This window comes from Xenorhabdus sp. KK7.4 (assembly GCF_963876465.1).
Taxonomy (GTDB): Bacteria; Pseudomonadota; Gammaproteobacteria; order Enterobacterales; family Enterobacteriaceae; genus Xenorhabdus; species Xenorhabdus stockiae.
The window spans coordinates 1-15,290 of the sequence record NZ_CAWNQF010000069.1; the positions used below are offsets into that span (position 1 = coordinate 1).

15 protein-coding genes are annotated in these 15,290 nt (G+C 44.5%); 11 read left to right on the top strand and 4 right to left on the bottom strand.

Annotation, left to right across the window (positions count from 1 at the left end):
- Positions 1-150: 150 nt before the first annotated feature.
- Positions 151-1,545, bottom strand: coding sequence for a class II fumarate hydratase (gene fumC / locus AACS90_RS09960; RefSeq protein WP_099122523.1), 1,395 nt, complete (start codon positions 1,543-1,545; stop codon positions 151-153).
- A gap of 202 nt (positions 1,546-1,747) precedes the next feature.
- Between fumC and manA the strand changes: the two genes are divergently transcribed.
- From manA to add, 3 genes are all read left to right on the top strand, one after another.
- Positions 1,748-2,923, top strand: a complete 1,176-nt coding sequence (gene manA / locus AACS90_RS09965; protein ID WP_099122524.1) for a mannose-6-phosphate isomerase — start codon at positions 1,748-1,750, stop codon at positions 2,921-2,923.
- A 169-nt stretch (positions 2,924-3,092) separates the two neighbouring features.
- A complete protein-coding gene (locus AACS90_RS09970) occupies positions 3,093-4,595 on the top strand; it encodes a YdgA family protein (RefSeq protein ID WP_193757230.1) in 1,503 nt (500 codons plus the stop codon).
- Between the two features lie 176 nt (positions 4,596-4,771).
- The gene (gene add, locus AACS90_RS09975) at positions 4,772-5,773 is read left to right on the top strand and encodes an adenosine deaminase (protein ID WP_099122526.1); all 1,002 of its coding nucleotides are present in this window, start codon (positions 4,772-4,774) and stop codon (positions 5,771-5,773) included.
- Between the two features lie 53 nt (positions 5,774-5,826).
- Here add and AACS90_RS09980 read toward each other — a convergent pair whose 3' ends face one another.
- Complete coding sequence (locus AACS90_RS09980; protein ID WP_099122527.1) at positions 5,827-6,810, bottom strand: bile acid:sodium symporter family protein; 984 nt, start codon at positions 6,808-6,810, stop codon at positions 5,827-5,829.
- Positions 6,811-6,855: 45 nt separating this feature from the next.
- Complete coding sequence (locus tag AACS90_RS09985; protein ID WP_099122528.1) at positions 6,856-7,896, bottom strand: oxidoreductase; 1,041 nt, start codon at positions 7,894-7,896, stop codon at positions 6,856-6,858.
- Between the two features lie 129 nt (positions 7,897-8,025).
- On the opposite strand from AACS90_RS09985, the gene AACS90_RS09990 reads away from it, so the two are divergent.
- From AACS90_RS09990 to nth, 8 genes are all read left to right on the top strand, one after another.
- Positions 8,026-8,466 (top strand): DUF2569 domain-containing protein, encoded by a 441-nt coding sequence (locus AACS90_RS09990; RefSeq protein WP_099122529.1) that lies wholly within the window; start codon positions 8,026-8,028, stop codon positions 8,464-8,466.
- 118 nt (positions 8,467-8,584) lie between these two features.
- A complete protein-coding gene (rsxA, locus tag AACS90_RS09995; RefSeq protein ID WP_099111459.1) occupies positions 8,585-9,166 on the top strand; it encodes an electron transport complex subunit RsxA in 582 nt (193 codons plus the stop codon).
- Complete coding sequence (rsxB, locus tag AACS90_RS10000) at positions 9,166-9,789, top strand: electron transport complex subunit RsxB (protein WP_099122530.1); 624 nt, start codon at positions 9,166-9,168, stop codon at positions 9,787-9,789. The genes rsxA and rsxB overlap by 1 nt, the downstream gene beginning before the upstream one ends.
- Entirely contained in the window at positions 9,782-11,911 is a 2,130-nt protein-coding gene (rsxC, locus tag AACS90_RS10005; protein WP_099122531.1) for an electron transport complex subunit RsxC, read from the top strand. The genes rsxB and rsxC overlap by 8 nt, the downstream gene beginning before the upstream one ends.
- A 12-nt stretch (positions 11,912-11,923) precedes the next feature.
- Positions 11,924-13,003, top strand: a complete 1,080-nt coding sequence (rsxD, locus tag AACS90_RS10010) for an electron transport complex subunit RsxD (protein WP_099122532.1) — start codon at positions 11,924-11,926, stop codon at positions 13,001-13,003.
- 10 nt (positions 13,004-13,013) lie between these two features.
- Positions 13,014-13,640, top strand: coding sequence for an electron transport complex subunit RsxG (rsxG, locus tag AACS90_RS10015; protein WP_099111463.1), 627 nt, complete (start codon positions 13,014-13,016; stop codon positions 13,638-13,640).
- The gene (locus tag AACS90_RS10020) at positions 13,641-14,345 is read left to right on the top strand and encodes an electron transport complex subunit E (RefSeq protein ID WP_099122533.1); all 705 of its coding nucleotides are present in this window, start codon (positions 13,641-13,643) and stop codon (positions 14,343-14,345) included.
- A gap of 14 nt (positions 14,346-14,359) precedes the next feature.
- Positions 14,360-14,995 (top strand): endonuclease III, encoded by a 636-nt coding sequence (gene nth / locus AACS90_RS10025; RefSeq protein ID WP_099122534.1) that lies wholly within the window; start codon positions 14,360-14,362, stop codon positions 14,993-14,995.
- A 33-nt stretch (positions 14,996-15,028) separates the two neighbouring features.
- Here the strand turns inward: nth and AACS90_RS10030 are convergent, their stop codons facing one another.
- On the bottom strand, positions 15,029-15,253 hold the full coding sequence (locus tag AACS90_RS10030; protein WP_099122535.1) for a type VI secretion system baseplate subunit TssF: 225 nt from the start codon (positions 15,251-15,253) through the stop codon (positions 15,029-15,031).
- Between the last annotated feature and the right edge of the window lie 37 nt (positions 15,254-15,290).

Consider the following 15,290-nt stretch of genomic DNA (forward strand, 5'->3'; position numbering starts at 1 on the left):
CGCAAGGTGTTTTAACAAATCAAAAGGGGTTTTTATAGCTGCCTCATCGCTGAAAGCTCTACGGAACCCCCTGCCTAGCAGGGGGTTTTCTATATACAAAAAACCGGAGGAAAAACCTCCGGTTCCACATCAGCCATTAATAGGCAAGAGTTACTTCATACTACCAACCATATCTTCCGGACGAACCCAAGCGTCAAATTCAGCTTCAGTCAGGTAACCTAACTGCATTGCGGATTGCTTCAGAGTCAGACCTTCTTTATGTGCTTTCTTAGCGATTTCTGCTGCTTTGTCATAGCCAATGTGGGTATTCAGAGCAGTTACCAGCATCAGCGATTCATTCAGCAATTGAGTAATGCGCTCACGATTAGGCTCAATTCCAATTGCACAATGCTCATTGAAGCTACGCATGCCGTCAGCCAACAGACGAACGGACTGCAAGAAGTTATGAATTACCATTGGACGGAATACGTTCAGTTCAAAGTTACCGGACGCACCACCAATATTGACAGCCACATCGTTACCCATGACCTGTGCACACAGCATAGTCATAGCTTCACACTGAGTCGGGTTTACTTTACCCGGCATAATGGAGCTACCCGGCTCATTTTCAGGGATAGAAATTTCACCGATACCACAGCGAGGTCCGGAAGCCAACCAGCGAACATCGTTGGCAATTTTCATCAATGATGAAGCCAGACCTTTCAGTGCACCATGAGAATGAACCAGTGCATCACAAGTGCCTAATGCTTCAAATTTGTTTGGTGAAGTGATAAAAGGCTGACCGGATAATTCAGCGATTTTTTTCGCAACACGAACGGCATATTCAGGATGAGTATTCAGACCTGTACCAACCGCTGTTCCACCCAGCGCCAGTTCACAAACATGAGGGATGCTGTTTTCGATGTGTTTCAGGTTATGAGCCAGCATTGCTGCCCAGCCTGAAATTTCCTGACCTAAAGTCAGTGGGGTCGCATCCTGTAGGTGAGTACGGCCAATTTTTACGATATCTTTAAATGCTTCGGCTTTATCTGCCAGCGTTTTTTGCAGAACGTTCAGCTCAGGCAACAGGTGCTCACGTAATGCGATAACTGCTGCAACGTGCATTGCTGTCGGGAAGACGTCATTAGAGCTTTGGCTCTTGTTAACATCATCATTAGGGTGGATCAGGCGTTCATTACCTCTTTGACCACCAAGGATCTCACTACCACGGTTTGCCAGCACTTCATTCATGTTCATGTTACTTTGAGTGCCAGAACCCGTCTGCCAGATAGCGAGAGGGAATTCTGTCGAGTGTTTATCTTCCAACACCTCTTTCGCCGCAGCGATAATTGCATCACCGCGTTCCTTAGGTAAAAGGCCCAGATCCATATTAACACTGGCCGCGGCCTGCTTGGTTAACGCAAGAGCATGAATCAATGCAACAGGCATTTTTTCCTGAGAAATGCGGAAATGCTCCAGTGAGCGCTGAGTTTGCGCTCCCCATAATTGGTCAGCAGGTACTTCGATAGGTCCCATTGAGTCTTTTTCAATGCGAGTGGCTGCCATTACTATCTCCTTAGCACACAGAATAATTGAATACGCCGGATCCAACTGTTTTTAACTCACCCAACAGTGCAGATAAATTAATCGGCATCTCTTTATAATGCCATAAATTTATTATCGATAATGCGACCTAATCGTGTTTATTGTATTGTTGTCATATAAAGTTGTTGTATAAATAAGTTTTTTTATTACAAGGAAATCCGCCATGCTGAAAATGACCAACCAAATCCAACATTATGATTGGGGAAGTACAACCGCACTGACCGATATTTATGGTATCGCGAATCCGGATAATCAGCCTATGGCAGAGCTATGGATGGGCGCACATCCCAAATGCAGTTCTCAGGTAGCTGATCCTGAAACGGGCCAGCCTATTGCCCTAAATCAGCTTATCGCTCAGGACCCGGAAAAATATCTGGGTAAAAAAGTCGCCACGCAGTTCGGGCGGCTACCCTTTTTATTTAAAGTCTTGTGCGCAGCTCAGCCACTTTCTATTCAGGTGCATCCGGATAAATCATCGGCAGAAAAAGGTTTTACCAGAGAAAATGCTGCGGGTATTCCTCTGAATTCACCCCAGCGTAATTATAAAGATGATAACCATAAGCCTGAATTAGTGTATGCGCTGACTCCATTCAGAGCGATGAATGCTTTCCGGCCTTTATCAGAAATAACTGAGTTACTGAGTTATGTCTCGAACGCACATCCCGATATCCAGCCATTTATTCAACACCCTACCGAGCAGGGTTTATCATTCCTTTTTGCTCAATTGCTCAATATGCAGGGTAAACAGAAAAGTTTAGCGCTTGCGGTATTGAAATCTGCATTGAATAGCCGTCAGGGAGAGCCATGGGAAACGATTAAAAAAATGACAGAATTTTATCCCGACGATAATGGTCTGTTTACTCCTCTCCTGCTCAATATTGTGGAATTACAACCGGGTCAGGCCATGTTTCTCTATGCCCGCACTCCTCATGCTTATCTTGAGGGTGTTGCATTAGAAGTTATGGCAAATTCAGATAATGTCCTTCGCGCCGGCTTAACCAGCAAACATATCGATGTTCCTGAATTAATGGCAAATCTGGAGTTTTCCTCTAAACCTGCTGCCACCTTGTTAACTATCCCAACACAAGAAAAAGAAGCTCTGAATTATTCTGTTCCAGTCAACGATTTTCATTTTTCTATTTATGCTGTTTCAGGGCAGCCGATAACACTGGAAAATGATTCCGCATCGGTTCTATTTTGTTCTGGCGGTCAGATTACAGTCAAGTCTGCTGAGCAGGAACTGAAATTATATGCTGGTGAATCCATCTTCTTAGCCGCGGCAGAGAAAAATGTAACTATTTATGGTAATGGGAAATTGGCCTTAGTATCTAATAAGTAATTGTAATTCATATGGTTAAAAATTTACCCATCAGTAGTTAATCACACTTTTATTGAAAAGTGATTAAAATTTCTCTAGTTAATCTATACAATTAACAACTATTTTTTAAACAAAGACATATCGCATATGGCAATAATGCCGTATGCGCAAAAAAGGATGGAATTCCCACATGAAAAAATCGCTAGTAGCTGTAGGTGTTATTGTTGCTTTAGGGGCAGCGTGGACAGGCGCGTCCTGGTACACAGGGAAGCAGGTTGAAGCGCGTATGGATGCAGCACTCCAAAAAGCAAATACAAAACTGGCCGAAAAAATGCCAGACCTTGGATTGGAGTTGCAGAAAAAAGATGTGAAACGCGGCATCTTTAGCACGGATGTCCAACTTGCTCTTACTAGCAAACTTGATAAGAAAGAAGGCATTGTTATCGCATCCAATATTGAGCATGGGCCTTTCCCTCTTTCCGATATTGCTAAATTTAAATTTAGCCCTAAATTAGCATTAATCCATTCCGAGCTAAAAGACGGTGAATTACTGAAAGAACTATTTGAAATCACCAAAAATAAATCCTTACTTAATGTGGATACAAATGTTGCGTATGATGGTAATTTATCTTTCGATATCAATGTCATTCCTGTTGATTACACCACTGAAAAAGGCCTTCAATGGGTCATTTCAGGCGCAAACATAACTATAGATACTAATAAGGATTTCAGTGAAATTACATCCACAGGGAAAAGTGATGAATTCAAATTAGTTGATCCTACCCAGCAAGACACCTCATTTAAAATGAAAGACTTAAGCTTTTCATTTAATGGAAAAAAAAACCAATTCGGTACCTATCTCGGTGATACTTTATCAAACATAGACGAAGTGAGCCTAAGTGGATTCGGTGAAGATATGATGTCCATTAACGGTATCAAATCTTTTTCTACCTTTACTGAAGGTGAAAAGAACAATCTGGATGGAAAATCTTCTCTTACCATTGATGGCATCAAAGTTAAAAACCTGGATTTTGGTTCAGCCAAATTTGTGTTAGCCATGTACCATATTGATAACCAAGCTTATCGTAATATAGACCGAGCTACTGATGACGCTCTCTTCAACTTAATGCATTCTTTTGACATAGAAAAGTATTCTCAGGCTACAGATGCTGCGCTGATGGAAAACCTGCCAGCATTATTGCAACATAATCCAACATTCACCCTCGAAACTCTTAGCTTCAAAAATAGCAAAGGCGAAAGTACAGCTAACTTCACAACGACTCTGAATAACCTTCCTGACGATTTCAGTAAGCTACAGAATAGTAATCAAGAAGAAATCATTCGTAGTCTGATCAAAAACTTCTCACTTGACATTAAGCTATCAAAACCAATGCTGACAGAATCTATCGCTCTGTCTGCGATGGTCAAGGGTGAAAACAGGGAAGCAGCCGATGCTACAGGAAAAAGTGTTGTGCAAATGATTGAAGCACAGACTACGGCACTTAATTTGTTTACCCATACTGATGACTCCATTGACATGAATCTCAATTATGCCGATGACAAAGTCAAATTTAACGGTGAAGAGTTCAACCTGCATCAATTCCTGCTTGATCATAACCTCATCGACTCCTATGATGATGCCGATGAGCAAAATCAGCATGATGGTGAAACTAGTCTTCCTGCGGCTGAATAACACAAAACCCTATCAAGGTTCTCTATAAGAAAGTACATGCTGAGGCTGAAGAAGCCTAAACAGCGAAAACATCGTAAAAAAAACCGATAGATAGTACTTTCATTGCCAGTCAATGCGTTGACTGGCTTTTTTGTATACTTTTTATGATAACTTTAGTAAAACAAAAAGGATAAAAAATGATTGATACACAGCTTCCGCTGACCGATTTACACCGCCACCTTGACGGTAACATTCGTCCCGAAACGATTCTGGATCTTGGTCGTCAACACAATATCATTCTTCCTGCCTATGAGCTGGAAGCTCTGCGTCCTCATGTTCAGATCATTGAAAGTGAGCCAGATCTCGTCAGTTTCCTGCAAAAACTTGACTGGGGCGTTACTGTACTGGCTGATTTGGATGCCTGCCGCCGCGTTGCTGTAGAAAACGTAGAAGATGCGGTTAATGCCGGTCTGGATTATGCTGAGCTGCGTTTCTCTCCTTATTATATGGCGATGAAACACCAGCTTCCTGTTGAGGGAGTCGTGGAAGCGGTCATCGATGGCATTCATTCCGCCAGCAAGCAGCACGATATCCAAATCCGTCTGATTGGTATTCTGAGCAGAACATTCGGAGAAAAAGCCTGCTCTGAGGAATTAGCCGGTCTGCTCGCTCATAAGCAACATATTACTGCAATGGATTTAGCGGGTGATGAACTGGGTTTCCCCGGGCATTTATTTGAACAACACTTTATTCAGGCCCGTGATGCAGGCTGGAATATCAGCGTGCACGCCGGAGAAGCAGCAGGTGCGGAAAGTATCTGGCACGCGATTCGTGAACTGGGAGCAACCCGAATTGGCCACGGTGTTAAAGCCATTACCGATCCGGCACTGATGGATTATTTGGCAGAGCACCGTATTGGTATTGAATCCTGCCTGACATCAAACCTGCAAACCAGCACTGTCAGCGCTTTATCCGCTCACCCACTGAAAAAATTCCTTGAACATGGCATTCTGGCATCCATCAATACTGATGATCCGGCTGTTGAAGGAATTGAAATTCGCCATGAATACCATGTTGCCGCCCCTGCCGCAGGCTTGTCACCAGAGCAGATCCGACTGGCACAGATAAATGGTCTGGAAACCGCATTCCTCAGCGAAGCGGAAAAACAGGCATTAAGAATGAAAGTCGCAAACCGTTAACAGACGGTTTAAGCTTATATCAGGCTGATGATATGAAGGTATAAAGGCAGAAGTTACTCTGCCTTTTTTGAACGTCTGGCATATCGATTGGCGAGTACAGCACAAACCATCAGCTGGATTTGATGGAATATCATCAGTGGCAACAGCATAATGCCCACCATTGCGGCTGGAAATAGCACATTTGCCATCGGCACACCATTGGCAAGGCTTTTCTTCGAACCACAAAAAACGATTGTTATTTCATCTTCTTTACTGAACCCCAGTAAGCGTGAACTGTATACATTGATGGTTAATACCACAGCAAGCAGAACACAACAGACAATACCGATCATTATCAGTGAGTAAGCATCAATTTTATGCCAGATACCTTCGACAACGGCTTCGCTGAATGCGACATAAACCACCAGCAAAATAGATGAGCGATCGGTGATATTAACCAGTTTTTTATGCTTTTCGACCCAATTAGCAATCAATGGACGTGACAAATGGCCAACAATAAAAGGTACCATCAATTGCAGGATAATATCTTTTATCGCCTGCCATGTATCAGGATGGCTTCCACCATCATGCGTCTGGATAAGATAACCGACAAGTAGAGGTGAGAGAAATATTCCCAGTAAACTGGAAGCAGAAGCACTGCATATCGCTGCGGCAACATTGCCTTTAGCAACGGAGGTAAAAGCGATGGCTGACTGCACCGTGGCTGGTAATGCACAAAGATACAGAAACCCCATGTACACAGACGGTGACATCCATTCCGGCACAATGAAATGTAACCCCATACCCAGTACAGGAAACAAAACAAACGTGCTCAGAAAGATAACCAGATGTAAACGCCAGTGCCCTATTCCCGCCAGAATGGCATCACGCGAAAGTTTGGCTCCATGCATAAAAAATAACAGTGCAATGGCTACCGTAGTCAGGTACTGGAACCACGTTTTCACTTCCCCTTCACAGGGAAAAAACGATGCAATCATGACCACAGTAAGCAGTGTTAACAGAAAAGGATCTATTTTTAATTTTTGCAACCAATTCATCAGTACCCTTCCTCTTACCTTAGGATTACTCCATCACTAAATCAGTCAATCGATAACTACTGTGCGTTGCTCTTTCGCTGATTTTTCACCTGCTTCAATCAGTTTCATAATCAGGATAGCTTCCTCCGCCGTCACAGGATTCGGTTTTCCCGCCAAAATAGCATCACGGACAGCAGCATAATACGCGCCATAATTACCCAGTAAATTAGGAACAGTCTGCGTAATCAGATTATCATTTTGTGACACTGTCACATGACCCTCACGCGCATCATATCCCCAATCTTCTTGTGTCAGGCTTTCTCCTGCCTTCAGACAATCTTCCTGTGTATCTAAACCATATTTTACGTAACTGCCAGACATACCATGTAAGGTATAAATAGGAGATTCTGCGGCAACAAGCATTGATGCATGTAATACAACTTTCAGCGTAGGGTATTTTAGCTGAGCATGGAAGTAATCAGCAGTTTCAGCATTTGGACGTATTATACCCAAATCAGTTGTAATAGCCTGAGGTTTGCCAAAAAGCTGCACCGCCTGATCCAACAAATGAGGGCCTAAATCATACCAAATCCCGCTGCCTGCGCCTGCCGCCTCTCTCCAGCGTTGACGTACAGCCGGGCGATAACGGTCAAAATGAGATTCATAATACTTTAATTCGCCCAACACATTGTCTTTCAGTAGTGATTGAACTGTCAGAAAACCTGAATCCCAGCGACGATTATGAAATACCGATAATAATAAATTAGCCTCTTCTGCCTGTTTTTTGAGAGCTTCGGCTTCTGCCACCGTAATCGTGAAAGGTTTATCGACCACAACATGCTTTCCGGCAGCCAACGCTTTTTGTGCTAATGGGAAATGTGTATCGTTAGGCGTTGGGATCACAATAAGATCAATGTCAGGATCGTTAAATAATGCTTCTGGAGAAGAAGCAACATTCATGTCCGGCCAGTCTTTTTTGACTTTCTCGGCATCACTGCTGGAAATAGCAACTAATTCTACATTCGGCGTTCCCGCAATCAATGGTGCATGAAACGTTTTACTGGCATAACCATATCCAACCAGACCAACCTTCAGAAGATGACTCATAATGACCTCTCAACATTTACAAAAAGGATAAGAAAATATCACCTGCGGTGACTCATTAGCAAATAATCCTACTTCCTGTGTTACTATCTTTTTTATATTTGAATACCCATCATGGAGAGAATGTTTTGTATGTATCAATCCAATGATTATTACCGTATTAATGGTTGGCTATTAGCCCCTGCTGCTTATTTAGTCATGACATTTATTGCTGCCAGTACAATGTTAGTGTTATATGGAATAACCTATTCCTATCAAAGTACGTTAATTCATCGAATAGGTGGCGATTTCGCACTCCAATGGTATATATCCGTATTAACCACGGCTATTATGTGGTGTTTTACGCTTTGGGTATTAAAATTGCTTTTTATTCGTTCAAAACGGTTCCCGCGTATTTTTATCATCTGGCTGACACTTTCAGTACTTATTGCTGTCAAAGCTTTTGCATTCTCCCCCATTTCTGACGAACTTGCAGTCAGCTCATTACTTTGGTCACTATTAGCGGCTGCTGTTTTTGTTCCTTATATTAAGCGCTCTTATCGGGTAAAAATGACTTTCACACAAGATCGATAACATCCCCCACAATTGGTTGTTATCATTGCCCCCACTTGCCTCACCGCAACGTGGGGAGTTTCTGTCACTTTCACGACTATATTATTTTCATCAAATAATCTTATTTTCAGGTATAGCAATGACTGAATACCTTCTGTTATTTATTGGCACGGTTCTGGTCAATAACTTCGTTTTAGTGAAGTTTTTGGGCCTATGTCCGTTTATGGGTGTTTCAAAAAAACTTGAAACCGCTATTGGGATGGGAATGGCGACCACATTTGTTCTGACACTTGCCTCCATCAGTTCATGGCTGGTAAATACTTATATTCTTATTCCATTGGATTTGGTTTATTTACGCACACTAAGTTTCATTCTTGTAATTGCTGTTGTCGTTCAGTTCACTGAGTTAGCTGTCCGTAAAACCAGCCCCTCACTCTACCGTTTATTAGGCATTTTCCTGCCTCTGATAACAACAAACTGTGCTGTACTCGGCGTAGCTCTACTGAATGTTAATCAATCGCATAACTTTTTACAGTCTGCTGTATATGGTTTCGGTGCTGCGGCCGGGTTTTCACTTGTCATGGTGCTGTTTGCCGCCATTCGTGAACGTCTGGCTGTTGCCAATATACCTGCCCCTTTTCGTGGTTCATCGATAGGGCTTGTCACTGCAGGGTTAATGTCCCTTGCATTTATGGGCTTTAGTGGTTTGGTGAAATTCTGATGATATCTTTATGGATTGCTGTCGGCGTACTCAGTGTACTCGGGTTAATTTTTGGATTAATTCTGGGTTTTGCTGCTCGCCGTTTTAAGGTGGAAGAAGATCCAATCGTTGAAAAAGTTGATAATCTGTTGCCACAAAGCCAGTGTGGGCAATGTGGTTATCCGGGCTGCCGCCCTTATGCCGAGGCGGTTATCAACAATGGAGAGATGATCAACAAATGTGCTCCGGGCGGAGAGCAAGTGATGCTCAAAATGTCTGAATTGCTCGGCGTTGACCCACAACCGCTGGATGGCGATGAAAGCATACAAAACCCGGCCAGAAAAGTTGCTTTTATTGATGAAGAAAACTGCATAGGCTGCACAAAGTGTATTCAGGCCTGCCCTGTTGATGCAATTATCGGTGCAAACCGCGCAATGCATACCGTAGTTGAAGATCTCTGCACTGGCTGCGATTTATGTGTCGCCCCATGCCCGACCGATTGCATCACGATGATCCCTGTAGCCACTACCACATCCAACTGGAAATGGGATTTGAATTCCATTCCGGTCAAAAATATTCCTGCTGAACCAAATTCTTTGTTTATGTCATCTGTTAAGCCTGTTGAGGTTAAAGTCAATGTTTAACCTATTCAATTTGCTTACCAACAAAAACAAAATATGGGATTTCGATGGTGGTATCCATCCGCCGGAAATGAAGCTGCAATCCAGCCGGACACCGTTACGCTATGCTCCGTTACCAGAGGAATTAATTATTCCCCTCCAGCAGCATATTGGCCCTGAGGGAGAGTTACTGGTAAAAGCCGGAGATAACGTATTGAAAGGCCAGCCACTGACACAGGGTTCTGGTAGAACCGTCCCTGTTCATGCTTCAACTTCCGGTACGATCACAGCCATTGAACCCTGTGTTACAGCTCACCCATCGGGTCTGAAAGAATTATGCGTCCGTTTGCTGCCGGATGGTCAAGATCAATGGTGCGAACAAGTTAAAACCTTAGATTACACATCTCTTGATGCTGATACTTTACTACAACGTATTCATGCATCCGGTATTGCTGGCCTTGGCGGAGCAGGGTTTCCGACAGCGGCAAAATTGAAAGGTGGCGGGAACTACATCAACACATTGATCATCAATGCAGCCGAATGTGAACCTTATATCACAGCAGATGATCGCCTGATGCAGGAACATGCCAGCGAAATCATTGAAGGCATCCGTATTCTGATGCATCTGCTTAATCCGAAGCAGGTTCTGATTGGTATCGAAGATAACAAACCAGAAGCGATCAGCGCTCTGAATCTTGCCCTGCAAGGTGATAAATCGATTGCCGTGCGTGTCATTCCGACAAAATACCCTTCCGGCGGTGCAAAGCAGCTAACCAAGATACTGACAGGCAAAGAAGTCCCGTCTGGTGGCCGCTCTTCTGATATTGGTACCCTGATGCAGAATGTCGGTACTGTGGTGGCTATTAAACGGGCTATTATTGATGGGGAACCATTGATTGAGCGCGTGGTTACCCTGACAGGAGAAGCTGTTGCTTCACCCGGTAATTTCTGGGCACGTTTAGGAACACCGGTTCAGTTTCTGTTGCAGCAGGCCGGGTTTATTCCTCAGTCAGAGCAGATGGTCGTTATGGGTGGCCCGTTAATGGGTTTTACTCTGCCTGACTTGAATGTCCCCATCGTCAAAATCAGCAACTGTATACTTGCTCCTTCTATACAGGAAATGGAGCCAAAAACTACAGAAGAAGCCTGTATTCGTTGTGGTTTATGTGTTGAAGCCTGTCCTGCCGGATTATTACCTCAACAACTTTACTGGTTCAGCCGGGGCCAGGAACACGAAAAAGCCAAAAACCATAACTTATTTGACTGTATTGAGTGTGGGGCCTGTGCTTATGTCTGTCCTAGTAATATCCCGCTTGTTCAATACTACCGACAGGAAAAAGCTGAAATACGCGCCATTGATGCTGAAACCCGCCGGGCTACCGAAGCTAAACTAAGGTTTGAAGCCAAGCAGGCACGTATGGAGCGCGAAAAACTGGCTCGTGAAGAACGTCATAAAAAAGCAGCCGTTCAGGTAGGCAATCAGGATACAAACGCTGTACAGGCCGCATTGGCTCGCGCGAAGGAAAAACAATCCTCTGCGGGAGAGGAAATCACCGTACAAGCCGGTCAGTTACCTGATAATTCGGCAGCAATTGCAGCACGTAAGGCAAGAAAAGAACAATTACGCGCTCGCCAGGCTGAAAAACAGACAGCGAATGCAACTACAACAACCGCAGACTCTGTAGCAAACGAAGAAGATCCTCGTAAAGCGGCTCTTGCAGCCGCAATTGCCCGCGCCAAAGCGAAGAAAACTGCTCAGGTTCAGCCTGAACCGACACCTGCATCAGAAGTTCAGCCGGAGGTTTCGGAAGAAACGGATCCGCGTAAAGCGGCTCTTGCAGCCGCGATTGCCCGCGCTAAAGCGAAAAAAGCGGCTCAGGCTCAACCTGAACCGACACCCGCGCCAAAAGTTCAGCCGGCGGTTTCAGAAGAAGCGGATCCGCGTAAAGCCGCTGTCGCAGCAGCCATTGCTCGTGCTAAAGCGAAAAAAGCCGCTCAGGCTCAGCCTGAACCAACACCGGCGCCAGAAGTTCAGCCGGCGGTTTCAGAAGAGGCGGACCCACGTAAAGCCGCTGTCGCAGCAGCCATTGCTCGTGTTAAAGCGAAGAAAGCTGCTCAGGAAAAACAAGAAACTCTAACAGAATAGTGACATTTATCGATGAAATTTAGGCCAGTCAACACTGACAATAACCTGTTAAAAGTCGCCAGTTCGCCTTTTACACACAGTAAAAAAAATACCAGCCAAATTATGTTATGGGTGGTTTTTGCTGCTATACCCGGTATCGCACTACAAACTTACTTCTTTGGTTATGGAACACTAATCCAGATCTTATTGGCAGTTATTACCGCTCTGTTGGCAGAATCCGCTGCTATCACATTAAAAAAACAGCTGGTTATTCCCTGCCTGGAAGATAACTCTGCCTTAGTCACCGGATTGCTGCTGGGGATCAGCCTGCCACCACTGGCACCGTGGTGGCTCATCGTTCTGGGTACTTTCTCCGCCATTATCATTGCCAAGCATCTTTATGGCGGTCTGGGACAAAACCCATTTAATCCGGCGATGGTTGGTTATGTGGTTCTGCTTATCTCATTTCCGGTACAAATGACCAGCTGGATGCCCCCCGCTTCCTTACAGGCCGTTACTTTGACTCCCTTGGAGTGTCTGATGGTCATTTTCACAGGTCATACACCTGACGGCTCGACTCTATTACAACTTTTACAGGGTATTGATGGATTAAGTCAGGCCACACCGCTGGACAGCTTCAAAACCGGAAGGCTGACACATGATATAACTGAAGTATTACAACAGCCCATCTTGCAAGGGACTCTGGCAGGCATTGGCTGGCAGTGGATCAATGTGGCTTACCTGTTTGGCGGATTAATCATGCTGAACCGCAAAATCATTAGCTGGCATATTCCAACAGCATTTATTCTGGTACTGGGAAGCTGTGCCCTGATTAGCTGGCTGATTGATCCCGGTCGTTACTCACCACCTTTATTACAGCTCTTTTCCGGAGCAACTATGTTAGGTGCATTTTTTATCGCCACCGATCCGGTCAGCGCCTCAACAACACCAAAAGGCCGCCTGATTTACGGCGCCATTATTGGTTTACTGATTTGGATAATTCGAGTTTATGGTGGTTACCCGGATGCAGTCGCTTTCGCTGTTTTACTGGCAAACATCTGTGTACCTCTGATCGACAATTACACTCAGCCTCGCGCTTACGGTCATAAATAAGGGAGTGACTATGTTAGAAACTATGCGACGTCACGGTATCACTCTCGCTATTTTTGCCGCCTGCACGACAGGGTTAACTGCGGTTGTCTATTCCTTAACAAAAGACAGGATTGCTGAGCAAGCTGCATTACAGCATAAAATATTACTGGATCAGGTTGTTCCACCCGCTCTCTATGATAACGATATGCCAAATGAATGCTATCTGGTAACAGCGGATGCTCTGGGCAGCCAACAACCTCATCGCCTCTATCTCGCCCGTAAAAATGGAATTCCTGTTGCGGCAGCACTAGAAAGCACTGCTCCAGATGGTTATTCCGGTGCAATCCAATTGTTGGTCGGGGCTGACTTTTCCGGCAAGGTGTTTGGTGTTCGTGTGACTGAACACCATGAAACACCGGGATTAGGGGATAAAATTGATACCCGTATCTCCAATTGGATTTATGCGTTTTCCGGCAAAAAAATTACCTCACCAAGCGATCCACACTGGGCGGTGAAAAAAGATGGCGGAGAATTTGATCAGTTTACCGGAGCAACCATTACCCCACGTGCTGTGGTCAACGCCGTTAAACGCACAGCAATCTATATGGAAACCATTCCGGCACAACTTTCTTCATTACCGACATGTGGAGCTAAATAAATGAGTGAAACCAAAAACCTGTTTCTTCAGGGATTATGGAAGAACAACTCTGCATTAGTACAGCTTCTGGGGCTTTGCCCCCTTTTAGCCGTCTCTTCTACTGCCACCAATGCATTGGGATTGGGGCTGGCAACAACGCTGGTGCTGCTGAGTACCAATATTGCCGTATCCGCCCTGCGCCGCTGGGTTCCCCATGAAATCCGCATTCCGATTTATGTGATGATCATTGCCTCTGTCGTCAGTGCCGTTCAGATGTTAATCAATGCCTTTGCATTCGGGTTATATGAATCACTGGGCATTTTTATTCCGTTGATTGTAACTAACTGTATCGTTATCGGCCGTGCAGAAGCCTACGCATCAAAAAACTCTATCTATCACTCAGCGATTGATGGTATTGCTATGGGACTCGGGGCAACGTTTGCCCTGTTCGTTCTGGGTGCAATGCGTGAAATTCTGGGCAATGGCACACTGTTTGATGGTGCAGATCTGTTATTAGGAAGCTGGGCTAAAGTCCTGCGGATTGAAATTATTCATATGGATTCCCCGTTCCTGCTCGCTATCCTGCCACCGGGAGCCTTTATCGGATTAGGATTAATGCTGGCGGGGAAATACATTATTGATGAACGCCTCAGAAACCGTTCAGAGAGCAAAACACGTCACTACGAAGTGGATAAAGGCTGTGGCAGCAATATCACAAAAGGCTAAGGGTGTAATCAGGCATGAATAAACAAAAACGGGTCGAAATTCTGACCCGCTTACGGGATAACAACCCAACACCAACCACTGAACTGGTTTTCAATTCACCGTTTGAATTATTGATTTCGGTATTGTTGTCTGCTCAGGCGACTGATGTCAGCGTGAATAAGGCGACAGCAAAATTGTATCCGGTTGCCAATACGCCACAAACTATTCTTGATTTAGGCGTTGATGGCTTAAAAGAGTTTATAAAAACCATCGGGTTATATAACACCAAAGCCGAGAACGTGATTAAAACCTGCCGGATTTTGCTGGAAAAGCATCAAGGCGAAGTGCCGGAAGATCGCGCAGCGCTGGAGGCATTACCGGGCGTGGGCCGTAAAACGGCCAACGTTGTGCTGAACACCGCGTTTGGCTGGCCTACCATTGCGGTTGATACCCATATTTTCCGCGTCAGCAACCGGACGCAGTTTGCTCCGGGGAAAAATGTTGATGAAGTGGAAAAGAAACTACTAAAAGTCGTCCCTGATGAGTTCAAGGTTGACTGTCATCACTGGCTAATCTTACACGGACGCTATACTTGCATTGCCCGTAAACCACGCTGTGGATCTTGCATTATTGAAGATCTGTGTGAGTTTGAGGATAAGACGGAGTTATAAATCCTTCTCTCCCGCCTGATTAGGCGGGAGATGTTATGTGCCTATCCGTGCAGACGGTAAAGTAATTTCAGGAAAAGCATCATCTACTTTTTGATGTAAACGAGCCATTAACACAGAAAAACCCTGATTCAGCCGCTCAATATCAGGATCACATCCATTAAAATTTTCTGCTAAATGTGTTTTTTCTTTACTGGCTAATTTTTCAATTTGCTGTAGGTAATCCAATTCCCACTGATAATAAAATTGAAAATTATCCATGCCTGTCTCTTTTTTAATAGTCAGCAATTTAAATACT